We start from the raw sequence: 22,986 nt of genomic DNA on the forward strand, positions 1-22,986 counted from the left end.
CCTAAGCCGAGTTTTCAAGGTGCTGCGCCGTCCACTTGGTTTTCGAGACTGGCCTTTTAATTCTAACGTAAAGCCAACCTAGAACGGCGGGGTTTCAGACCCAAAATTTCCGATGACAATCGCAACGGCCCACTTAAGAGAACGATCCATTATTTTCCTCCCTCGTCTCTATAACGGCCACAGGGATTTACTCTCGTTATTGCAGTTGGGAAATCGCGCCAAGCGCGGAACAAACTGGGAAACGATCTAATTTAGGGTTTGCTGAAAAGTTTTTCCTGGTGGCAGGGTGTGGGGTGTGGGGTGTGGGGTGTGGGGTTTTACCCATTTTCAGGGAGTCAATTACCTAATTTTTAGGGAAAAAGTCCCTGAATTTTCCCCCCAATCACTCCAATCGCTGGCACTTTTTGATTTCAAAAAAGCCTAAAGATATTATCCAACAAGGTTTTTAGATTTATTCAGCCAACCCTAATTTAATTATCTCTTGCTTTGCCCACCGAGAGATGGTAGGATGGGGGGTTTGTGATTTTTCTTAATAATCCCCCTCGCCTGCGCCTACACGAGCTTCAAATACCCTTCAGAGCAGTCCTATCCGTAATTTGAAATAACTCCTCAATGCTCCCCCATTTCGCCCCCCCCTAGAGGAGGGAATTGCCAGGATCAAAACCCCTAGCGGGGGAATAACAACGACTAGCAATTAAACCCAAAACTAACCACCAGAGGGTACTAACTTGGGGACGATACCAAACTGTATCAAAGAAACCGTGGGCAAGAATTCCAGCCATAGCGGCAATTGCCCCGATTAACCAAAAGCCTTGACTATCCATTTTATCGCGTAAAAGTTTAATTTGATGGATGCCTTGGCCGATAGTTGTGACTAATAACCAGAGGAAACAGGTAAAACCAATGATTCCCGTTTCTACCATAATTTCTAATAGCACAGAATAGGCACTTAAAGCCGTGTATTTTGGCTTCATGAATAGGGGGTAAATTTTCTTAAAAGCATCATTACCCGGTCCGATGCCCAAAAGCGGATAAGTTTGAATCATGCGGATAACTGCATCCCAAACATTAATCCGAAAGTTATTACTACTATCTTCCCGGCCAGCGAAAATACTCATCACCCGAATTCGCAGCGGATCCACCAATAAAATCGCTCCTAAAACCACCACGGCTAAACCCCCTAAAATTAAGGGTAAAAGCCATATTTGCCAAAATAACGGTAGATAATTTTTGAACCAATAAAATAATAGCAATAAGAAGACAATTCCTAAGACCATCAAACCAATCCAACCGCCACGACTCTCGGTAAAAAATAAACAAGCACCATTGGCTAAAGTTAATAAAGCCGCTAAAATTTTCGGTAGCCATCCCTGCCACACAAACAAGGCTGCACCGCTAAAAGCAATACCGGGTAATAAATAACTAGCTAATAAATTAGGATTACCTAGATAACTATAAACCCTAGTATCCCCCGCTAATTCTGAAGTGGGATCGTTCCAAGTTGCTAACTGTTCCGCACCAAAAATTTGCTGACGAATGCCGTAGATGCTGACTGCTAAGGCGGTTAAAACTAAAGTAGTCAGAATCCAATTTGTTAGGCGTGGTGAGCGCATAATTCGGGCAGTAAAGGCAAAAAAGATGAGATTGAGAGTTAATTTAATTAATCCTTCCAAAGCTGCGGTTTTAACGGGAGAAAAAGCCGTGGAAACCGTGGCAATTCCCCAGTATAAAAGCACTAAAATGTGAATCGGTGTCACCCCGATTTTGCCTTCATCCACAATGGTTAAGAGTAGCCAATAACCCGCTATTGCTAACAATAAAAACCCGATTTGACTGGTGGAGAAAAACGGCGCAGTGGCGATAAGAAGAGAGATTAACAGCGCACCCATCAGTTCTGTCCACTCCACAAACCGGCTACCCTGTCGCCATTGACTAAAAAGGCCGACGAAACGATGCAGATAGCTATATTTTGACCAAGAAGCGGGGGAAAAGTTCAGTAGGGTGATTTGTTTCCAAAAAGCATTCATAGGGTTTTTAGTTGCGGTTGTCACCATCACACTTTGATTAAGATACCGATTGTATCTTAATTGTTGACTCTTGGGAGCGAAAAGAGTTTCAGTCTGGTGTCTTAGGGCAGCTTCACACAGTCAAAACCTAATAGCATAACCAGTTTAAGCATGGGGTGAACGTAAAGCTTGACCTAAACGAGTTAAGCCTTGGGAACAGTCAAAACGATCGAGATGTACTTCAATAAATGATAGGCGATCGATGTTACCCTGGGCAATCGATAAAGCCTTTTCTAATTCCCCTTCTGTCCTGACTTGACAACTCCAACTTTCCCCGTTAAATACTGCCGGTAATTGATGATATTTCCACGGTTGTAGATCATTATAAATATTATCCTGAATTACCCGCTCGATCGTGTAACCGTCGTTATTAATTAAAAAGATAATTGGATTGAGATGGTGACGGATAATTGTCGAAAGTTCTTGGGCAGTCATTTGAAAAGCACCATCCCCCACAAAGACGATAGGACGAGTATTTGGTGCGGCAAAAGCTACTCCTAAACAGGCGGGTATTGAATAACCAATAGAGAGATAAAATGCTTGACCAATAAAGTCGGTTTTTTGAGGCATCAATAAATCAATCGTGGCAATAATTGCGTCCCCTGTATCGGAAATAACAAAAGATTCTTGAGCGATAAAATGATTCATTCGCTCATAAAAACGAGCATTAGTTAATTTTTGCTCTGGCACGGGTAGGAATTCTAAATCCTTCAATTCGGCCGCGGGTTTAATCTCTAGTGTAGCCGCTTCTTTGTGACTTAGTTTATCAATTAAACCATCGATAAAATCCACTAGGAATACTGGTTGATAGAAGTGATGTTTAATTTTTACCTTCTCGGAATTGGCATTAATCAAATTATTGGGATTTAAATTAGCCGTAAATCCCCCTAAATTCATATCGGACATAATCGCCCCTAAACAGAGGACACAATCGGCATTTTCCACCCGTTGACTAACGTATTCGCGACTTAATGCTCCCACATAAGTGCCGATAAATTGCGGCTGCATTTCCGAAATTGACGACTTACCTAAGATAGTGGTAGCTAAGGGATAACCCGTTACTTCTAAAAGTTTCAGCAACTTATCTTGGAGTTTAAACCGATGGAATTCTACCCCCGCTAAAATAATTGGTTTTTCCGCTTTTTCTAATAAAAAAACCGCTTCTTCAATGGCTTCTTCTAAAGCGGCGGTATCCGTGAGATTATCGGTTAAATAAATTGGATTTTCTGAGGGGATACAGGGACGATAGACCAGATCCCGGGGAATTTCGATATACACGGGACGTTTGTGATGCAAACAAGCTGCTAAAGTTTGATCGATTTGACTAGCTGCTTGGGCAGAATTAGTGAGAATAACCGAGGCAACCGTGGCTTTTTCCATGATGGAAAATTGCAGATTATAATCGCCCGTGGTGTGGTGTAATAATAAATTATCCCGGCGAATCGAGCGATCGGAAGCTCCACTAATCACCACCAGGGGAACTCTTTCAGCGTAAGCACCGACCACAGCATTAACGAGGCTAAACCCCCCGACTCCGTAGGTGACACAGACAGCACCCATACCTTTAACTCGCGCGTAGGCATCGGCGGCATAACCTGCGTTAAGCTCATTACAGGTGCAAACTAATTTGATCGGACTTTCCACCAAAACATCCATCAAATCGAGGACATAATCCCCCGGCACCCCAAAAATATGATTAACCCCTAAATTATGGAGACGCTGGCATAAATATTCGCCGATCGTGATCATAGCAATTTTCTCCCCTATGTTGGCACTTTCACGCCGATCATAGCGATTTTTTAAAAAATAAGCTAATGTCCAGTAATGAACTAGAAAGTAAAAATCAGCAGACTCTAATTATATCTAGACCCTGGTGATCAATGCTATAGTATAGAGTCTGGGGTTTTTCTCTTGGGTATAAAAAATATCTGCGGTACTTTTTCAGGTATAATTTTCACAGGAGATTCCCTAAAACTTTCGACTTAACTAAGGCTGAATATTAATGATTTTTACTGAATTAGTTTTGCAAAATTTCGGACCCTACGCCGGTCGTCAAGTGATTAATTTACGTCCCGAAAAAGATAATAATCCCTGTCCGATTATCCTTTTGGGAGGTATGAATGGGGGCGGTAAAACTACTTTAATGGATGCGATTCGTTTGGCTTTGTACGGTGCGCGGGCGAAGTGTTCTACTCGCAATAATTTAAGTTATGCCGAGTTTCTCAGTCAAGCAGTTAATAATCAAGCTTCCCTCATCGATCAAGCTAGAATAGAACTGGCTTTTGAACATCTGGTTAATGAACAATGGCGACAATATCGTATCGTTAGATACTGGACAAAACAGCCTAAAGATGGTAAGGATACCCTCGGTATTTTAGATGAAGATTGGCCCGATCCTGCCTTAGCTAATACTTGGGATGAATATATTGAAACTTTATTACCTTTGGGTATTTCTAACCTGTTTTTATTTGATGGGGAACAGGTAAAAGAATTGGCAGAACAGGATGTACCTCCTGACAGTGTTAAAGATTCGATGCAGACTTTATTAGGGTTAGAATTAGCGGAAAGATTAGCCGTTGATCTCGATATTTTAGCTAGTCGCAAGCGCCGGTTATTAGCAGCAGAAAATGAACTGGCAACTATTGAAGCTATTGAGAAAAAATTAGCCCAGTACCAAGAAGATTTAGAATTGGCTAGGCAAGAGATGGAAACTCAACAAAAAAATTTAGATTTGGTTAGAAATGATTTTGATGCAGTCTCGGATAAATTTCGCATTGATGGCGGAAAAATTGCCGCCGAAAGAAGTCAATTAGAGAGCAGAAAAAAGGAGGTAGATAAAAAGTTAGATAAACAGAGAGAATATTTAGGTCAATTGGCGGGGGAATTATTACCATTAAAGTTAATTTTTCCTCTCCTAGAAGCTGCTAAAATTCAGGGAGAAAAAGAGCTAAAATTTCAATCTGCTCAAGTCGCTCAATCGGTTTTAGAATCTAGAGATAAAAAGTTACTTGCTTATTTAAAACAACTAAGTTTAACTTTAGAACAATTAGAGAATATTAGGGAGTTTTTAGAGCAAGAAAATAAGTTTTTAGCTGAGGATAACGATTCTTTGGTTACTTCTTACTTAGATTTAGACGAGGAGGCGATCGAGTTATTAAATCGAGTCTTAACCCATCAATTACCGGCACAAATTAACCTCGCTCATCAAGCAATAGAACAATTAAAAAATCTGGAAGCTGACTTAGATAATTTAGAGCGAGAATTAGCAGTAGCAGCCTCTCCCGAAGAATACGAAACCCTGAGTAATAACTTAAAAACCGCTCAGAAAAAGTATTTAAATGCTCAAGCAGAATACGAGCAAAGCCACAAAAATTATGAGGAAATCAAAAAGAAAATTGAGAAAACTAAAAAAGAATTATTTGCCTATAGTGAGAAAGCTTTAGAATCGCAAAGTAACGAACATATCGTTAATGCTATTGTCAAAGCACAGCAAACTTTAAAAGTATTTAAAGAACGCTTAACTTTAAAAAAATTAAATAGATTAGAGGGAGAAGTGGCGGAATGTTTTCGTTATTTATTGCATAAGTCCGATCTAGTTCAGAAAATAGCGATCGATGCTGATACTTTTGGTCTATCTCTCTTTGGTCCCGATGGACAAAATGTGCCTAAACACCGTCTTTCTGCCGGAGAAAAACAACTATTAGCGATCGCTTTTTTGTGGGGATTAGCGCGAGTTTCCGGACGAGATTTACCCATCGCTATCGATACACCCCTGGGACGTTTAGATTCTTCCCATCGCTATAATTTAGTTGAACGTTACTTTCCCGCTGCTTCCTCTCAAGTCATCCTCCTTTCTACCGATACAGAAATTGGACAAAATGAGCTACTCTTATTAGAAGAACAGGAAGTAATCGCCAGAAAATACCTGCTAGAATACAATTCCCAACAACGTCAAACCACTATTCACCCCGACCGCTACTTTTGGTAAAATTATGACTGAGATAAATTCCCCAAAAATCCTCCCCCGATTAACTTGAGACATCGGGTATTACTTTCGATTTTATCAGTCAATCCAAGCTTTTGGGGGGATCAGCACCCCCCTTATCAAGGGGAGATTAAGGGGGGTGCCATATTCAATTTAATTATAACTAGCTACTTAGTTATTAAGGCAGAGGCAATCAGAGCAATTATCTTTTTAACTTTTTACTTTCTAACTTGACCATTATGGGAGAAATAGAAGATTTACTGGCACAAATGAAGGCAGAATACCAGAAACGGGATCGGGAAAAACCGATGCCGTCCTCTTCTTCTCGCCAAGAAAAAGAGCGTTTCCCAGCCGAATTTAAGGTTAATTATGCCGGCGATTCTTGTACCGATGCGCTTTTAAAAGCTTTAGCCTTAGAAAACCAAGAAAGGGAACAACAGGAGGCAGCGGAAAAAGAAAAAGCGTCGGCATTAAAACAGCAGCGCAAGCGAGAAGCTTTAACTAGAAAGGCAAAGCAATGGTTAGATAAATTGGATGCCAAATCGGAGGAAGGACGCTGGTTTGAGGAGTTTTCCTATAGCTACGATTCTCCTTTAGAAGCGGCGATTACCTATCTAGAAGCTTTGGGAGAAGTGGATATTTCTAAATGATCAGGTCTAATTTAAAGTTGTGGGTAAATTGGCCGCATCAAAAACTCGATTATGCCACCAAATATTATCACCAGCTATAATATTTGTGCCGTAACGAGGGACGATACCATAAACAGTGCCGGGGTCATAATCCAAAGCTTCACTGATGAGATTGTAAAGACGTTGTAGATCAAAACCCCGGGGGTCACAATGGGGATATTTTCCTTGATTAATCAGAAAACTATCGACGGCAAAATGGCTGACAATTTGCGGTAGTTGTCCCGTTTGTAAGGCTGCGAGGAGATAATATTTCGCCGTTTGCTGGTATTGAAAATCGCTGTAACCGGGGAGGGTTTGCAAACGTCCTTTGGTCAAACAGTGGGATCCCGGCGCCTGTACCAGTTCAATGTTAACGCTGGAGATAACCCGACGATTTCTTTCGGCAAAAACCAGCTGCAAGCGATCGCAATTAGGGTGAGATAGCTGCTGACAAATCGCTTCTGTTGCCCATAATGCGGTAGTTTTTGCCCCATCAAAGTAATTTGTCGGATATTCTTTGACTAAACGCTTAAAGACGGCTTCTGAAGGCGTATTTAACCAAATTCTCGCTCTTTTTTCTAACTCAGAGGCCGATCGCGTACTCAAGGGAACACCCTCTAAAGCAATTGCAAAACCCTTGACGCGGATAGTTTCTGGGGTAAGTTGCCACAGTTGACGCACTAATTGATCTCTGGTGTCTGCGGGCAGCATTTCGGCTGCTTGTTCATAAAAAGTGGCTGTGGGACGGTGACGTTCAAAAAAAGGCCGGGCGATCGAGTCTAAAATATCTCTATTCCTAGAATTCCGTTTGCGGGGGATGTAAACATTAGGACCCAATTTCATCGGACCGCGAGCATATTTTTTCTGTTCTTCGATGTTACCCGCAGTCATACTCCAAGCTGTGTCGTGGAGAATAAACAAAGGGGTGCGATCGATGGTTAAGAGGGTTTCTGGCGGGGTAATTTGCAAAAATTCGGCGATTTTCTGCTTTTCTAACTCATCTAGGCTCTTACCGGCCAAATTCTCCCCCACCGTGGAGGGATTTAAAGTATCTATGGTGGCAGTGGAGAGACTAGAGGTATTCAGTTTTAAAATCAGTAGGGACAAGACTAAACTAATCACCAAAGAAGTCACTCCCCATCGCCATTGCTCCCAGGGAAAGATAGAATATCTGGGGGGAGAAAATTGTCTTGATTTTTGCCGTCTTTGTCGATTCATCGGACCCTTTTAAGTAGTTGGACAAAAGTAAAGTTAACTGTAGGGTAAGGAGTCGGTCGTCAGGAGTCAGGAGTCAGTAAGAATTGCGGCAATTTACATTTCTTAAGATAGACAACAGAATTTATGTCCGACTACTTAACTCTTTCCACCCATTGTATTCACTTTCTCGAAAAAGGGAATTAATACTAAATCCGTTGAGTATATGCTACCTATCAGGATAGGCAATAGGCAATAGGCAATAGGCAATAGGCAATAGGCAATAGGCAGCTTTATTCTCCCCACACCCCACACCCCACACCCCACACATAATTACTGAGGAACCATTGGGTATTAAAAGCTCGATCGCAGGATATTTCTAGTAATCTTATGCCTGATTCCGGTAAAACTGCGATTTTTTGCTTAAAATCAGTCCAATCACTGATTAAATGGTAATCAATACCGTAGGTGTGACAGAGTTGGCAAAAGTCAATATTTTGGGGAGTGGCAAAAAATTCTTCAAAGGGAGGGTCAAATTTAGCGATCGGCAACATCTGGAAAATGCCTCCCCCCTTGTTATTGATTAAAATTATGGTCAAGGAGCCAACAAAATATTTTTTGATTAAAAAACCATTTGTGTCGTGTAATAGGGCTAAATCTCCCGTTAATAGCAGACTAGGGACATTTTTATAAGCCATTCCTATTGCAGTGGAGAGGTTGCCGTCGATGCCATTGGCCCCGCGATTAAAATAGGGACGAATTTTGCGATCGCTAGGCGGGTTAAAAAATTCGGCATAGCGAACAGGCATACTATTAGAGATAAAGATCGGGGTGCGGGGGGGGAGGTATTGGGAGAGCAGCCAGGAGATTTTTCCTTCAATCAGTTTAGTTTCTGCTGCCAAAAGGCGATCAATTTTAAATCTAGCTTGCTGGTCGAATTTTTGCCATAATTCTCGATATTCTCGGTTATTATCGGGTTTTTCTGGGAATAGATGCCCTAATTGCTCGATATTTCCCCTGAGATGTCCGGTTTTTCCCTGTAGAGGATCGTAATTATCGGGATGGGGATCGATAATCCAGCGCGGACAGTCGATTTCTTCTAACCAGATCCGTAATTCTTTGCTGGTGGGTAATTCGCCAATTTGTAGGACAACATCGGGGGTTAATTGGGTTTTAATGGCAGCATTCCGCAATAATAAATCATAGGTAGTGATCAGATGGGGATTTAACCCTGCATAGTTTCGCAGAGGAGATAAAGCTTCTGCTAAGACGGGATATTGTTGCGATCGGGCTAAATTAGCGATCGCCTGACAGTAACTTTCAGGGTTTTGCGGGGAAGCTAATCCCGCGATGATAATTCCTTGACGGGGTAAAGAAGGAATTTCGAGAATTGAGTGGTTAATGGGGATATTTTGCCGAGATATATGGCTAAAAAAAGCCTCTTGGTCAAAATTAGCCTCTAAATTGTTAATTTCTAGATCGGGAGTTGGTGCGAGGGGATCCCGAAATGGTAAGTTCAGATGCACCACTCCGGGGACAGGATCGAGACAGCGCAACCACCCATGGATGATAGTTTGACGGAGATAGCGTAAACGCTCGATATTGGCACTAGGACAGCTAATTTCCGCTTGCCAGTTGGGATAATTACCGTAGAGTTTGACTTGATCGATAGTCTGACCGGCATGAGCATGACGCAATTCTGGGGGGCGATCGGCGGTTAGAATTAATAAAGGGACATGACTTTCTTTTGCTTCAATGACTGCGGGATAAAAATTAGCCGTGGCAGTGCCGGAAGTGCAGACTAAAACCACCGGTTGATATAATTGTTTGGCTAATCCCAGGGCAAAAAAAGCGGCCGAGCGCTCGTCTAAGATGGGAATAGCTTCAATCTGAGGATGTCTTGCCAAGGCTACCGTTAAAGGAGTCGATCGCGATCCGGGAGAAACCACCCCTATCTTCAATCCCAAACGGGCCAATGTTTCGACTAAAATAGAACCCCAAAGTGTATTAAGATTGCGAAAATCGATCGACATTTATCAGTTCAGTGCAAAGGTTAGGGGACAATCGGTTAAAGAGTCTATACTGTTAACTATCTAAATTACTCGTTAAGACTGTCTATGAGCGGGGAAAAGGAGTTTGAGCATTTGTACTAAAATTCTCAATACGCAGTTTAAATGCAGTACAGTCTATTAATAAATTTAACATTGGCTGGAACTGGCCAAGAATAAGTTATTCCTGAGTCAGTCCCGATGAAAAAATTTTCACCCCCACAGATGAAAGAGGTTTCCTTTCCTACACCCCACACCCCACACCCTCTTTCAAGTCAGCGATCCGGGTTAAGTTTACTCTCGATTCCCGGGCCAATTTATCCCTTTTCGGGTTCCTTTCTTGCTAAGTTTTAACCAGAAAACTTATAGGTTAACACCACATTGATATTAGCTGCCAGCAGGGCCAAGAAGAGCAGAAAAGTAAAGCGATCGATCCAGAATTTTTTAAAGAGACCAAAGATATCCTTGAGATAGAATACTCCCAGAATTGCCGCCGTACCGATCATAAAATAATAGCGGCCGTAGGGAGAAGCTAAAATCCAGGCTGTTAGATTGAGATGAATCGACCAAACTCCCAGAAAGATAAAAATAATTGAGGCAGTTAATCCGTCCGTTTCTTGGCGAAAATCATCAAGAAAGATGCCTAGAATAATAAACATAAACGGATAAAAAGGAATCATATACCAAGTAAAAAAGTGACTTTGCGCTCCCGTGGCAACTAAAATTAAGGTGTAGAGGATTACTGGTAAAGCGAGTAATCTAACTTGAGGACTAGCGGGATTCTTTCGGAGAAAGGGTAAGAGGGTTAACCAGCTAAAAATTAGCCAACCATCCTCGAAAAATACCGTGGGAGTGGTTAGATATTTGACAAAGTTAAAGTCCTCGAAGCGCAGGGATTGTTCTTGAAATATCTTCCGAAAGAAATCGTAGTCATAGATAGCACCGTAGAGAAAATAGAGAGAGAAAAAGAAAGCACCGATCGCAGTCACATAAATAGCCTCTCGTCCTTGCTTTTCGTAAATCAAGAGGACAATTAATAATACTACTAAATAAATAGCAGTTACTTTGACTAAACAGGCCAAACCAGCTAAACAAGCGGCGATGTAGAGATATTTTTTCCGATGATTTTGATAGTATTGCCAATACAGTAAGACGATCAATAAGCACAAAACAATCATTAAATTTTCACTAATAGCTAACCGAGAGAGGAAAACTGTATTGGGATTGGTGGCATAAATTAAACTAGCGATTATAGCGATCGATAGATTACTCAACTTGAGAGCCAGTAAATAGACCAAAACTATCGCAGCAATACCTAAGAATAAAGAAGGAACTCTAATAATAGTTAAACTGCAATCAAAAAAAGTCTTTGCTCCTCCTAAAAGAGCAAATAAACCCACCAATAAACCAAATAAAGGAGGATGATCAAACCAGGGAGTCACCAAACGATAACGGATATTTTTCGCTTCCCAAACCACCGTAGGAAAATTATCCGTGGGACTCAACCATGACCAACTGGTGGGGATACCCGTTTGTAATAAACTCATACCACTCCAAGCAAAAGCATATTCGTCAGCAGTCCAATTATCTGGAGGCAAAGAATCATAATTATAGATTCGCAAAAAAGCACCTAAGCAGGTGATAATTGCTGCAATCAACCAATGTTTATGGACAGTCAAAAAGCTGGGCATCGATTATTAAGGATAGGTGGCAGTGACTAAATAAGAGTCAGAATTTCATGGTATAATGGATGGGGTGATAATGACAGAAAAATCGGGATGATTAAAGTAAACAGACGTAAATTTGGCCAGTGGATCAGTCTGATCGGTGCAGGAGTCGGACTGGCAGCGATTCTAGATAGAAAAAATATTTTTTCCCCCTCCACCGCTACAGCAATCATACCCCCGCAATCCCCCCAAAATTCCTCTTTTCCCCCCCGACAAAGCTTTTCCTTTGAAACCGTCACTCTCGATCCTAGCGGTTTCGTGATCGAGCGCAATTCCCGCAGTGCCGAATACTACAGCGAAACCCTTGCGGGATTAGAGATGATTGCTATCCCTGCTGGCACTTTTATCATGGGGACACCGGACGGAGAAAAAGGAGACTTTACTGGTAGTGATAAACCCCAGCGCTTAGTCAAGGTGAACAGTTTCTACCTGAGTAAATACCCGATAACCCAAAAACAATGGCAAATTGTCGCTAATCTGCCCAAAATTGACCGCGATTTAAAACCCAATCCCTCCCACTTCCAAGGGGATAACTTACCCGTCGATAGCATCTCTTGGTATGATGCGATCGAGTTTTGCGATCGACTTTCCAGGGCCACCGGCAGAAACTATCGACTCCCAAGCGAGGCACAATGGGAATATGCTTGTCGTGCCGGCACTACCACACCCTTCTACTTTGGTGCCACCCTTACCAGTGAATTCGCTAACTACTATGCCATTAAATTTCCCTATGCAGTGGAAAGAGAGAGCGAATTTCGAGCTAAAACCACCCCTGTAGGCAGTTTTCCCCCAAATGCCTTCGGATTATACGATTTACATGGCAGTTTATACGAATGGTGTGCCGATCCTTGGCATCGCAACTATAAAAATGCTCCCAGCGATGACCAAGTATGGCCGGCCGATCCTAATAGCACCGGCAATCGTTATCGCATCCTGCGTGGAGGTGGTTGGGGGACAGAATTGAGGGAATGTCGCTCCGCTAGTCGAGGCCAATTTGGTCCGGATAATCGCTATAGTGTATTAGGATTCCGCATCGCCAGTAGTTAGCTCAAAATTCTGGTTTCAACAACTTTGCCGGTAAATTGTGCGTCTCTAAACCTGTTTTAGTCTGTGAGTGTAAGCGAGTGACCAACTCTCCACCCTATCCCTTTTTAACCACCCCCGTCGGCTCTTTGCAAATTCCTTTTTTAGATCAAATTGAAGAAATTACCAGCAATAATAGTTATATTCTCAGAGATTCGCCGCAATTACTCAAATTATCTCTAGTTATTCCCACCTATAACGAGCGAGATAACGTTATTCCCCTAGTCGAGAATCTCAGTCAATTACTCGATCAAAAAATTCCCGATCAGTATGAACTAATTATCGTCGATGATGACAGTCCCGATCGCACTTGGGAATTAGCCAGCAAATTAACCCCGGATTACCCGCAACTGCGGGTGATGCGTCGTCAGGGAGAAAAAGGATTAGCGTCGGCAGTGGTGCGGGGTTGGCAAGGGTCAAGGGGTGAGATACTAGGAGTAATCGATGGAGATCTGCAACATCCCCCCGAAATTCTCTATAATCTCCTCGAAACTATCGAAAAAGGAGCCGATTTAGCTCTTGCTAGTCGTCACGTCGAAGGAGGAGGAGTGAGCGAGTGGAGTCTGCTGCGACGATTTCTCTCTCGCGGCGCTCAAATCCTCGGTTTAATTCTACTGCCAGAGGTGGTCGGTCGCGTCTCCGATCCCATGAGCGGTTACTTTATGGTCCGCCGTCAAGCGATCGCCGGTCCGATTCTCAATCCCACCGGTTACAAAATTTTACTAGAAGTCATCGGCAAAGGTCGCATCAAAACCATCGGAGAAGTGGGTTATGTCTTCCAAGAGCGGCTAGAGGGGGAAAGTAAGGTAACTTGGAAACAATGGCTAGAATATATCTTCCATCTGCTGCGTTTGCGCTCTCAAAGGCCATTAAGGTTTTTAGATGCAATTGTCAATCTACCTTTAGATAGATTTATTCGCTTCGGTTTAGTGGGATTAACCGGGGTTTTTGTCGATATGGCTTTCCTCTATCTTCTCAGTGATCCCGCCGCTTTGGGTTGGGGATTAACCCGCAGTAAAATCATCGCCGCTGAATTAGCAATTATTAATAATTTTATCTGGAATGATCGCTGGACTTTTGGCGATTTATCTGCTCGTCAACGGGGTTGGAATAAACGCTGGAAAAGATTTTTCAAGTTCAATTTGATCTGTTTAGCCGGTTTAATTTTAAACGTCTTGCTGCTCAACCTTCTCTTTAATGGTTTAGGAATCAATCGCTATCTAGCTAACTTCATCGCCATCGCTATCGTCACGGTTTGGAACTTTTGGGTTAATCTTAAACTCAGTTGGCGGGTGACAAAATAGCCAGCTAGAAGCAAAAAAATGGTGGGACAAAATTGAGATGCGCTTACCCTGTTGTCCATAGTATTTGAGACCCGCTTACTCCATCCTATGATCCTGATTACAGAAAAAATTTACCAGTCTATTTTCACCCACGCAGAATCCACCTATCCCGAAGAATGTTGTGGGTTACTCCTAGGAAAAATTACCGAGACAGCAGCCGAAGTTATCAGCATACAAGCAACAGAAAATAACTGGTCAGGCAATAGAAAAAACCGCTTTAGTATTGCCCCAGAAGTGCTTTTACAAGCTCAAAAATCGGCCCGGGAAAACCAGCTAGAAATTATCGGTATCTATCATTCCCATCCCGATCATGCCGCCATTCCCTCGGAAATTGATCGCCAATTAGCCTGGTCAGGATATACTTATTTAATTGTCTCCGTAGTTTCAGGGCGAGCGATCGATTTACAAGCTTGGCAACTGGACGAGCGCGAACAATTTCAAATCCAACCTCAAGAATTAAAATGTTTTTGACATCGCTTGAGAACAAAAAAGAAAGGCTGGGGAAAGTTTTTAAAATCCATAATTCCCAGCACCGTATTATCATCTACTTTCCGAAAAGAGTCATTAATCGGCAAATAATCATAAATCATCGTGGCGCTAACTTTGTCCCGATATTCCATCATTCGCAGTCTAGCCTGACTTGTCTCTGTTTTTAGCAAGGAATTGGTCAGCATCAGCAAAGGTTTCAGAGAATTATTTTTCAGTATCGGCAGCTTCAAAATCCAGTTCATGGCCGTGGGATTAGGTGCCACCTTAAAAATTTTTCCCTGACCATCTAAAAATAACAGGGGGTGGACATTCTCAGTATCGACAAATTCTTTACCATACCAATTAGATGCTTCTAATAAACCATCCATGGGGTGATTTGTCTGAAGTCCAGAACCTTGCCAAAGACCGAGCATAAAGTCTAAACTCACGGGGTCGAGAGCGTCAAACAATTCTAACGCTCTTTCGGTGGTCGTTTGACCAGCTTTAAGAATCGACTGGCAGCTTTCTAATTTTAATGTTTCCATTGTCTCGCTCTTATTGTGTCCTGACAATGATATTATAGCTGCCCAGCCAGAGGGTGGGGGATTGCCCCTCGGCTAAAATCACCAAACATCCCACATATCTTCACTCAATGGGTCATCGTATCACTCTAGGGTTTCCAGCCATTCACTCAGTTCTTCCTTGATGGTTTCTTTAAGTTCTCGCAAATCATCTTTATCTATTAGGCCTTTTTCCAGTAAGAAAGTGTAGAACTTTTTCAGACTACCTGCGTTAGCCTTGAGGCTTGATTGACTGGCCCACAGGGCCTTTTTGATAAACCAATAACCCAAAAAGTCACCGACCATATCTACCCCGTCTTTAGCTTCTACTGCATCCTCATAGAGTAAATATTCGTTGATATAAAAATCTATATTTGAAATATGATTATTAATGGTTTTTTCCGACAAACCTGATGATTCTAGCCAACTCTCGAAATCCTTTAGTAATTCATGATTGACTTTTCTTATCTTTTGACAGTCAGCCTCATATTTCTGGGAATCATCCATCTCAAATTTCTCTCCTCTAAATCGCTGCTCGATGGTCAATAGGGTAATGAATCAAGTCTTTTTTTCCAAGCGTCTAAAGCCGCCATTTTCTCCTCAGGGTCAAGGTCGGCCAACCGCCGGAATCGCCTTTCTCTTTTCTGCTAAATAGCTTCAACGATGTTAGACTGAATTTGCTCAATGATGGCGGCCACATCTTCTTCTGTATCTCGAGGTTGGGTTAATTCCACATCCGTTGAGGAGAGGTACATTTGGGCCCAGTCTAGGTTTTCCAGTTCACACTGGTCAATCACCGAACTGGGGATGTTTTTCAGGGTGATGCTATCCCATTCAATGCCGATGAGATTGCTCTGCCGCTCAATTATCACAATTCTTCCTTGCCAACCACCGATGTCAGTCCCCAAATCTGGGTCGAGTACACCCTGTTTGACGATGACCGAGTCGCCGACTTTGAAGGCAAACTCTGACTCGGAAAATTCGGGCGACAAGCTGGAGGCAACCGAGAGATGATACTCGCTTCCTAGCTCTTTTAACTCAAAATCCACAATCATCCGCTTGTTTTCCGAGAAATAACGGTTTTTCCTAGCGATTAGCTCGTCGATTAGCCCTTGAATATCCGCCTTGAGCCTTTTATCTCCTTTAAGAAGGTCTTTATTAAAAACTCGGTCTATCATCTCTTGCCGCTTTGACTCGGGGGACAACGCCAGATTCCAAGCGATTATCCCTATGGTCAGCAGTGTTCGCATAGATCCCTTCGTTTCATTGGATTTGCGGTAAGGCTCGATAAAATCCTCCAGAACTTCCGACATTGTGACTTCCCCAGAAGGAGAGACGACAATTTCCTTGAAAGGCAAGGACTTTTCTCTTAATTTCTTCTCAAAGCTTTTCAAGGGTTTTTCGGATCCTTGGGACATTTTCTGCAGCCTGAGCAGTTCACTAAATGCCTTCGATTTTTTAGCCATGATTGAGCCAGAAAATATGTGTTATTAATCCTGTTGGGTTGCTGAACAACATTGGAATAGGGAAATTGTAACTGCTCTCAGGGAGCGATTGCGCTCTCATTATTAAATCTTAAAGTTCTGGCCTGAGTCGTAAGCTGTTGACTACTAAGCTAAGACGCATTTAAAGCACTTATTCTTAAGATTAGCCGAATCTCCCCCAATCCCTTTACTGTTGCCTCTTGCCTCTTGCCTCTTGCCTCGTCTCAACAAGCAATTTAAATGCTTAACAGCTTATCCGATACCTTTTTGTTAACATAGATTAGCAATGCACTTTCAGAGATTCTCTTAAAACAGAGGATATCTCCTTCCCAAATCCCCCGCAAGGGAAAAATATGTCTCAAAAGCCGATTTATCTAGATTGCCACGCCACGACACCGATGGAGCCGCAAGTTCTGGCGGCGATGTTACCCTATTTTACCGAACACTTTGGTAATGCCAGTAGTATTAATCATGTCTATGGTTGGACAGCCGAGGCTGCGGTTAAACAGGCAAGAGAAACAATCGCCGCTGCTATTAATAGTAGTCCCGAAGAAATTATTTTTACCAGTGGAGCAACAGAGGCTAATAACCTGGCCATCAAAGGGGTTGCCGAAGCTTATTTCGCCAAGGGAAGGCATATAGTTACGGTGATGACAGAACATCGCGCCGTTTTAGATCCCTGTCATTATCTGGAAAAATTGGGTTTTGAGGTGACAATTTTACCCGTCGGTGCTGATGGCCTAATTGACTTGGAACTACTAGAAAAATCTTTGCGTCCTGACACGATTTTGCTGTCAATTATGGCGGCTAATAACGAGATTGGGGTGATTCAACCTTTAGCGGCAATTGGGGCGATTTGTCGCCAGTATCAGGTACTTTTTCATACGGACGCGGCCCAAGCAATCGGCAAAATTCCCCTAGATGTGGAGGAAATGAATATAGATCTGATGTCCTTAACTGCCCACAAAGTCCACGGACCAAAGGGAATCGGTGCGCTGTACGTCCGGCGCCGAAACCCCAGAGTTCGTCTCGCCGCTCAAATTCAAGGGGGAGGTCAGGAAAAAGGACTGCGATCGGGTACACTATTTACACCGCAAATTGTCGGTTTTGCCAAGGCGGTAGAATTGGGCATCAAAGCGATAGAACAAGATAACAGCGACTTAAATCAGTTAAAAGCCCGTTTATGGGAGATTATCAGTCAATTAGACAGAATTTATCTCAATGGTCATCCTAGCCAAAGATTAGCCGGAAATTTAAATATTAGTATTGAAGGGGTGGACGGTGCTGCGTTATTGTTAGGATTACAGCCAATAGTGGCGCTTTCCTCCGGTTCTGCCTGTTCTTCTAGCCATACCGCCCCCTCTCACGTTTTAACTGCCTTGGGTCGCTCCGAATCTCTCGCTTATGCCTCCCTGCGCTTCGGGTTGAGTCGTTTTAATACTTTAGAAGAAATTGAACTGGTGGGGGAACAGGTGGTTTTAACGGTTAATTCCCTCCGCAAAGCCAAAAATTTTTGACGTTTCGGCTCCTATCCACAAGTTAGTTTCGGTCTAGGTTTTAACAATTCCGAAAAAGCTTTCTATGATTGCCTTTGACTGATTGCCGTGCCAGTTAATAACATTGATGCTTGGTTTTCACTCCAGTGAATCATCCAACTCGGTTGTAATCCCAAAACAATAATAAATAAAGCCAAAGCAATTTCGGGAAATCTTTCGGGCCAGGTACTGCGAGGAATGCGCGATAATTCAGGGGTTAAACGACCAAAGAAAACCCGATTAATCATCAGGAGAAAATATACTGCGGTTAAACCACTAGCGACCAAACATAAGAGCGTTTGTATCGGAAAAATCGGGAAACTGCCACGAAAGACCAAAAATTCGGCGATAAATCCTACCATTCCGGGGATGCCGGCGCTGGCCATAGCCGCTAAAATCATTAACATTCCCGTGATTGGTAAACCTCTTTCTGGATTTAATAAACCGCGTAGATAATCCACATCCCGGCTGCCGGTTTTTTTATACACTACTCCCACCAACAAAAATAACAAAGCGGAAATTAAACCGTGACTAATCATCTGCAAAATCGCCGCGGTGATGCTTAATCTGGTGGTGGCCGCCGCCGCTAGTAAAATATAGGCCATGTGGGAAATGGAAGAATAGGCCACTACTTTTTTCATATCCTTTTGGGCAATAGCGCAACTGGCCCCGTAGAGGGCGCTGATAGCTGCTATCGTTGCTAACCAAGGGGCGATAGTCACCCAAGCATCGAGGAATAAACCGACTCCAAAGCGCAGCAGTCCATAGGTTCCTAATTTGAGTAATATTCCCGCTAAAAGCACAGAAACGGGGGTAGATGCTTCGACGTGGGCATCCGGTAGCCAAGTATGAAAGGGAAAAATCGGGATTTTGATGGCTAATCCAATCAGAAGGGGAATAAGGAGCAGTAATTGGGTTTTAACGTCTAAATTGTTCGATAAAAGGGGGTTATAGGCGAAATTATCAGCACCGGTTAGCCAAACTAAGCCAAGGAAAGAGATTAGCACTAAAAAGCCGGAAATTGCCGTGTATAATAAAAATTTCATGCCCGCATAACCGCGTCTTTGACCCCCCCAAATGGCAATGAGAAAGTAAAGCGGGACGATTTCTAATTCGTAAAATAGGAAGAATAGCAGTAAATCCTGCGCTAGAAAGGCCCCCGCTACTCCGGCATTGAGTAACAAGAGCAGAGAATAGTAAAATTTCGGTCGGTTAACCTCTGTGCCACTAGCATAAAGAGCAATTATTGTCAAGATGCTGTTAAGAAAAAGTAATGAGAATGATAAGCCATCGACACCGAGGGCATAGTTGAAACCGAGGAAATTAATCCAAGGCAGGTTAACCGTGAACTGCATTTGCGGGTTACTAGGGTCAAATTGCCAGCCAAGGAGAATATTAAGCAGTAAGAGAACGACAGAAAGAGTTAGAGCTAATCCTCGCACTTTTTTCGCCTCTAGAGGCGTGTAGGCAATCAGTATCGCCCCTATAATCGGTAGCCAAATAAAAGCGTTGAGCATTCTTTAATGGGCATGATAAACCTTCCCATTATTGCCTGAGCGGTCAATCTTTAGCAAGATAAGTAGATAGGTGTTAAAAGTTGTCAGACACCCCCCTTATCAAGGGGGGCAGGGGGGATCCCCCCGCCTATCGACACCCCCCTTATCAAGGGGGGCAGGGGGGATCCCCCCGCCTATCGACACCCCCCTTATCAAGGGGGGATCCCCCCGCCTATCGGCACCCCCCTTATCAAGGGGGGCAGGGGGGATCCCCCCGCCTATCGGCACCCCCCTTATCAAGGGGGGCAGGGGGGATCGAACCTAAAATCCATTTTCAATTTAATTCCACCCACCCACTTAAACTGGTGAACATTTAACTTAACTAACGATGAAACAAGAAAAGATCACTCTCAGCCAACTCGAAGGCTTTCTATTTAAGGCGGCGGACATTCTTCGCGGTAAAATGGACGCTTCCGAGTTCAAAGAATTTATCTTTGGGATGTTGTTCCTCAAACGCTTGTCAGACGAGTTTGAGCGCAAGCAAGCGCAACTCAAGAAACAATATGCACACATCCCAGACCCGTCGCTGCTTGCCGAACTCCTAGAAGGCGAAACCTCCTATGGAGAAACATTTTTCGTACCTCCTCGCGCTCGCTGGCATCAATCCTGGCGCGACGAAAACGGCCAGGAAGTCCCGCCGCTCAAACACCTTAAGCAGGACATCGGCAATATGCTCAATAAGGCATTAGCGGCGGTAGAGGATGCTAACGATGCCTTGGCGGGAGTGCTGAAGAATAACATCGATTTTAATGCCACCAAGGGCAAAACCAAGATACCTGACCAAAAATGGAAGGATTTACTAGATCATTTCAATCAGCCCCAATTTGTGCTGGTCAACGATAATTTTGAGTTTCCCGACCTATTGGGTGCAGCCTACGAGTACCTAATCAAATACTTTGCCGATAGTGCCGGGAAGAAAGGGGGAGAATTTTACACGCCGGCCGAGGTGGTGCGGCTGTTGGTACAGTTGGTTAAACCCCAAGCGGGCCATACTATCTATGACCCTACCGTGGGGTCGGGCGGTTTCCTTATCCAGTCCTATCAATATGTGGAGGAACAGGGGCAAAACCCCCAGAATCTGGCGCTCTACGGACAGGATTCTAACGGTACAGTCTGGTCAATTTGTAATATGAATATGATCCTCCACAACATCACCCGCTTCACCATTGAAAACGGGGACACTCTCGAAGATCCGCTCATTTTAGAAAACGGACAGATTCGCAAGTTTGACCGAGTTCTCGCTAATCCGCCCTTTTCTCAGGATTACAGCCGGGCTAATCTCAAGTTTACCAACCGCTTTCGCGAATTCTGCCCGGAAAAGGGGAAAAAGGCGGATCTGATGTTTGTCCAGCACATGATTGCCAGTCTTAAACCCGACGGCCACATGGCCACTATCATGCCCCATGGGGTGCTATTTCGGGGGGGGAAAGAGAAGCTGATTCGAGAGATCTTAATTGAGGATGATCTGATTGAGGCGATTATTAGTTTGCCCCCGGGGTTATTTTATGGCACGGGTATCCCGGCCTGTGTGTTGGTGGTGAATAAAAATAAACCTGATGAATTACGCGATAAAATCCTTTTTATTAATGCCGATCGAGAATATGCTGAGGGAAAAAACCAGAATAAATTGCGCCCCGAAGACATTGAAAAGATCGATTATGTCTTTACCCACAAGCGAGAATATCCCAAATATAGCCGCTTGGTAGATAAGTCGGAAATTGTCGAAAAACACGACTTTAATCTTAATATTCGCCGCTATGTGGATAATACGCCAGATCCAGAACCGGAGGATGTAAAAGCTCACTTGATCGGGGGTATTCCGCAGGCTGAAATTGCCGCACAACAGGATACTTTTGCTAAGTTTGGCATCAACACAAATACCCTATTTAGACCCCTACGCCCCGGCTATGCTAGTTTTTGCCCAGAAATTGCCACGAAAGCCGCTATTAAAGAGAATCTGGAAGCTAATCCCGATTTACAAGCAAGGATAAGCGACCACTATACTACGCTTAAAAATTGGTGGCGAGAAGCGCGGGATGATTTTGCCAAGTTGGAGGGAAATAATATTATGCCCCAAGTGCGGCAGCAATTACTGAGCAGCCTTAAACAGCAGCTGATTCCTTTGGGGGTTTTAGATGAGTTTAAATCGGCGGGGGTGTTTGTTAACTGGTGGCAGCAGATTCGCTATGATCTAAAGACTATTATTAACACTGGCTGGCATCATACTCTTATCCCTGATCAGTATTTATTAGCGGCATTTTTTCAGGCGGAAGAGGCGGCAATTGAGGAACTAGAAAGTAAGATTAGTGCAGTCCAAGGGGAGTTAAGCGAAGCGGTAGAATCAGCGCAGGAGGTGGCGAATTATGAACCAGAAGAGGAAGAAACTGTTAGCGCCGCATCGATTAAGAAATGGCTTAAAGACTTGATAGATGACCTGAAGCAATCCCAGGGCGATTCAGCAGCCAGAGAGCGCCAATATTACCAACAAGAATACAATGTTATTACTGACATTGAGAACCGGATCAAGTTACTTAAGAATACACTTAAAGAACAGCAGAGTCAGCTTGAGTTAAAGCTGCGCTTAAAACGGGTTGGTGATGAGGAATTTAAGGCTGAAACTATTGAATTACTTGAGCAGGTACAAAATCAGCTTATGGGGTTAAATGCAAGTAAAAAGGAAGAAAAGGCCAAGATTAACGCGCTTAATAAGGATAAGAAAGCCTTGGAGATTAAATTATCTTATCCTGAGGGATTACTGACTGAAATAGGAGGACAGTTAAGGGATGAAGAAGCGAAAAAATTGATTCTAAAAAAGCTCTATGATTGGGTATCGGAGCAGCTTACTCGTTACTTGAATGGGGAAAAGCGGGGACTTGTCGCTAAGGTTGAGAATCTTTGGGATAAGTATGCGGTATCAAGTCAGGAAATGGAGGCCCAGCGAGAGCAGACTTTAGGAGAATTAAATGAGTTTTTGGTTAAACTAGGGTATAGGGAATAAATTAAGTCAGTTAGGAGCAGGTTATGCAGTCTATTAAAAAGCAATTTGTCACAGATGAAAATCTGAAGCCAGTGGCGGTAATTATTGATGACCAAGATTGGCAAAAAATTGAGGCATTATTGCAGGAAGGTGAACAGGAAGATAGTACAGAGTCTTTTAAGGCACTCGCAGCTTATGCGGGTAGCATTCAACTAACTATCGATCCTTTAGAATATCAAAGTGAGATAAGGAACTCTTGAGTTTTTAAATGTTTTTTTGATTAAGTTGAGGT

Annotated in this window: 17 protein-coding genes; 8 read left to right on the forward strand and 9 right to left on the reverse strand. The window is 43.2% G+C overall.

All coding sequences use genetic code 11. The features are described 5' to 3' along the window. Positions 1 to 635 precede the first annotated feature (635 nt). Complete coding sequence (locus EWV60_RS02900) at positions 636 to 2,027, reverse strand: IctB family putative bicarbonate transporter (protein WP_287230814.1); 1,392 nt, start codon at positions 2,025 to 2,027, stop codon at positions 636 to 638. Positions 2,028 to 2,171: 144 nt separating this feature from the next. Next, complete coding sequence (locus tag EWV60_RS02905) at positions 2,172 to 3,815, reverse strand: alpha-keto acid decarboxylase family protein (RefSeq protein WP_287230817.1); 1,644 nt, start codon at positions 3,813 to 3,815, stop codon at positions 2,172 to 2,174. A gap of 253 nt (positions 3,816 to 4,068) precedes the next feature. On the opposite strand from EWV60_RS02905, the gene dndD reads away from it, so the two are divergent. Then, complete coding sequence (gene dndD, locus EWV60_RS02910) at positions 4,069 to 6,054, forward strand: DNA sulfur modification protein DndD (RefSeq protein ID WP_287230819.1); 1,986 nt, start codon at positions 4,069 to 4,071, stop codon at positions 6,052 to 6,054. 236 nt (positions 6,055 to 6,290) lie between these two features. Next, entirely contained in the window at positions 6,291 to 6,701 is a 411-nt protein-coding gene (locus EWV60_RS02915; RefSeq protein WP_287230822.1) for a salt stress protein, Slr1339 family, read from the forward strand. A gap of 6 nt (positions 6,702 to 6,707) precedes the next feature. Here the strand turns inward: EWV60_RS02915 and EWV60_RS02920 are convergent, their stop codons facing one another. The 3 genes from EWV60_RS02920 to EWV60_RS02930 form a co-directional block, all read right to left on the reverse strand. Then, positions 6,708 to 7,937: a hypothetical protein gene (locus tag EWV60_RS02920; protein ID WP_287230825.1), complete on the reverse strand. Its 1,230-nt coding sequence runs from the start codon at positions 7,935 to 7,937 to the stop codon at positions 6,708 to 6,710. A gap of 269 nt (positions 7,938 to 8,206) precedes the next feature. Continuing rightward, positions 8,207 to 9,946, reverse strand: coding sequence for a 2-succinyl-5-enolpyruvyl-6-hydroxy-3-cyclohexene-1-carboxylic-acid synthase (gene menD, locus EWV60_RS02925; protein WP_287230826.1), 1,740 nt, complete (start codon positions 9,944 to 9,946; stop codon positions 8,207 to 8,209). Between the two features lie 365 nt (positions 9,947 to 10,311). After that, positions 10,312 to 11,652, reverse strand: coding sequence for an ArnT family glycosyltransferase (locus tag EWV60_RS02930; protein WP_287230829.1), 1,341 nt, complete (start codon positions 11,650 to 11,652; stop codon positions 10,312 to 10,314). An 87-nt stretch (positions 11,653 to 11,739) separates the two neighbouring features. On the opposite strand from EWV60_RS02930, the gene EWV60_RS02935 reads away from it, so the two are divergent. The 3 genes from EWV60_RS02935 to EWV60_RS02945 all read left to right on the forward strand — a co-directional run bounded on the left by EWV60_RS02935 (position 11,740) and on the right by EWV60_RS02945 (position 14,585). Next, positions 11,740 to 12,735: a formylglycine-generating enzyme family protein gene (locus EWV60_RS02935; protein WP_287230832.1), complete on the forward strand. Its 996-nt coding sequence runs from the start codon at positions 11,740 to 11,742 to the stop codon at positions 12,733 to 12,735. 77 nt (positions 12,736 to 12,812) lie between these two features. Beyond that, on the forward strand, positions 12,813 to 14,075 hold the full coding sequence (locus EWV60_RS02940; protein WP_287230836.1) for a glycosyltransferase: 1,263 nt from the start codon (positions 12,813 to 12,815) through the stop codon (positions 14,073 to 14,075). A gap of 87 nt (positions 14,076 to 14,162) precedes the next feature. Then, positions 14,163 to 14,585, forward strand: coding sequence for a M67 family metallopeptidase (locus tag EWV60_RS02945; RefSeq protein WP_002740058.1), 423 nt, complete (start codon positions 14,163 to 14,165; stop codon positions 14,583 to 14,585). Here EWV60_RS02945 and EWV60_RS02950 read toward each other — a convergent pair. The 3 genes from EWV60_RS02950 to EWV60_RS02960 form a co-directional block, all read right to left on the reverse strand. Then, entirely contained in the window at positions 14,564 to 15,127 is a 564-nt protein-coding gene (locus EWV60_RS02950; RefSeq protein WP_287230842.1) for a DUF4334 domain-containing protein, read from the reverse strand. The genes EWV60_RS02945 and EWV60_RS02950 overlap by 22 nt on opposite strands. A 120-nt stretch (positions 15,128 to 15,247) precedes the next feature. Then, complete coding sequence (locus EWV60_RS02955; protein ID WP_353734374.1) at positions 15,248 to 15,649, reverse strand: phage integrase SAM-like domain-containing protein; 402 nt, start codon at positions 15,647 to 15,649, stop codon at positions 15,248 to 15,250. Positions 15,650 to 15,789: 140 nt separating this feature from the next. Further along, a complete protein-coding gene (locus EWV60_RS02960) occupies positions 15,790 to 16,608 on the reverse strand; it encodes a hypothetical protein (RefSeq protein WP_287230847.1) in 819 nt (272 codons plus the stop codon). 371 nt (positions 16,609 to 16,979) lie between these two features. Here EWV60_RS02960 and EWV60_RS02965 point away from each other — a divergent pair, with 371 nt between their 5' ends. Next, a complete protein-coding gene (locus EWV60_RS02965) occupies positions 16,980 to 18,143 on the forward strand; it encodes a cysteine desulfurase family protein (RefSeq protein WP_287230850.1) in 1,164 nt (387 codons plus the stop codon). A 62-nt stretch (positions 18,144 to 18,205) separates the two neighbouring features. On the opposite strand, the gene EWV60_RS02970 is transcribed toward EWV60_RS02965, so the two are convergent. Beyond that, the gene (locus tag EWV60_RS02970) at positions 18,206 to 19,678 is read right to left on the reverse strand and encodes an NADH-quinone oxidoreductase subunit M (RefSeq protein ID WP_287230852.1); all 1,473 of its coding nucleotides are present in this window, start codon (positions 19,676 to 19,678) and stop codon (positions 18,206 to 18,208) included. Positions 19,679 to 20,045: 367 nt separating this feature from the next. Here EWV60_RS02970 and EWV60_RS02975 point away from each other — a divergent pair, with 367 nt between their 5' ends. Beyond that, positions 20,046 to 22,715, forward strand: coding sequence for a type I restriction-modification system subunit M (locus EWV60_RS02975; RefSeq protein WP_287230854.1), 2,670 nt, complete (start codon positions 20,046 to 20,048; stop codon positions 22,713 to 22,715). A 23-nt stretch (positions 22,716 to 22,738) separates the two neighbouring features. Next, entirely contained in the window at positions 22,739 to 22,954 is a 216-nt protein-coding gene (locus EWV60_RS02980; RefSeq protein WP_130757712.1) for a RelB antitoxin-like protein, read from the forward strand. Positions 22,955 to 22,986: the final 32 nt, after the last annotated feature.

Origin of the sequence: Microcystis sp. Msp_OC_L_20101000_S702 (genome assembly GCF_007095705.1) — a bacterium.
Lineage (GTDB): Bacteria > Cyanobacteriota > Cyanobacteriia > Cyanobacteriales > Microcystaceae > Microcystis > Microcystis ichthyoblabe_A.

Excerpts from the sequence above, each read along its gene's own strand:
- EWV60_RS02900 (WP_287230814.1), bottom strand. The coding sequence starts at position 2,027 with ATGAATGCTTTTTGGAAACAAATCACCCTACTGAACTTTTCCCCCGCT.
- EWV60_RS02905 (WP_287230817.1), bottom strand. The coding sequence starts at position 3,815 with ATGATCACGATCGGCGAATATTTATGCCAGCGTCTCCATAATTTAGGG.
- dndD (WP_287230819.1), top strand. The coding sequence starts at position 4,069 with ATGATTTTTACTGAATTAGTTTTGCAAAATTTCGGACCCTACGCCGGT.
- EWV60_RS02915 (WP_287230822.1), top strand. The coding sequence starts at position 6,291 with ATGGGAGAAATAGAAGATTTACTGGCACAAATGAAGGCAGAATACCAG.
- EWV60_RS02920 (WP_287230825.1), bottom strand. The coding sequence starts at position 7,937 with ATGAATCGACAAAGACGGCAAAAATCAAGACAATTTTCTCCCCCCAGA.
- menD (WP_287230826.1), bottom strand. The coding sequence starts at position 9,946 with ATGTCGATCGATTTTCGCAATCTTAATACACTTTGGGGTTCTATTTTA.
- EWV60_RS02930 (WP_287230829.1), bottom strand. The coding sequence starts at position 11,652 with ATGCCCAGCTTTTTGACTGTCCATAAACATTGGTTGATTGCAGCAATT.
- EWV60_RS02935 (WP_287230832.1), top strand. The coding sequence starts at position 11,740 with ATGATTAAAGTAAACAGACGTAAATTTGGCCAGTGGATCAGTCTGATC.
- EWV60_RS02945 (WP_002740058.1), top strand. The coding sequence starts at position 14,163 with ATGATCCTGATTACAGAAAAAATTTACCAGTCTATTTTCACCCACGCA.
- EWV60_RS02950 (WP_287230842.1), bottom strand. The coding sequence starts at position 15,127 with ATGGAAACATTAAAATTAGAAAGCTGCCAGTCGATTCTTAAAGCTGGT.
- EWV60_RS02955 (WP_353734374.1), bottom strand. The coding sequence starts at position 15,649 with ATGGATGATTCCCAGAAATATGAGGCTGACTGTCAAAAGATAAGAAAA.
- EWV60_RS02960 (WP_287230847.1), bottom strand. The coding sequence starts at position 16,608 with ATGGCTAAAAAATCGAAGGCATTTAGTGAACTGCTCAGGCTGCAGAAA.
- EWV60_RS02965 (WP_287230850.1), top strand. The coding sequence starts at position 16,980 with ATGTCTCAAAAGCCGATTTATCTAGATTGCCACGCCACGACACCGATG.
- EWV60_RS02970 (WP_287230852.1), bottom strand. The coding sequence starts at position 19,678 with ATGCTCAACGCTTTTATTTGGCTACCGATTATAGGGGCGATACTGATT.
- EWV60_RS02975 (WP_287230854.1), top strand. The coding sequence starts at position 20,046 with ATGAAACAAGAAAAGATCACTCTCAGCCAACTCGAAGGCTTTCTATTT.
- EWV60_RS02980 (WP_130757712.1), top strand. The coding sequence starts at position 22,739 with ATGCAGTCTATTAAAAAGCAATTTGTCACAGATGAAAATCTGAAGCCA.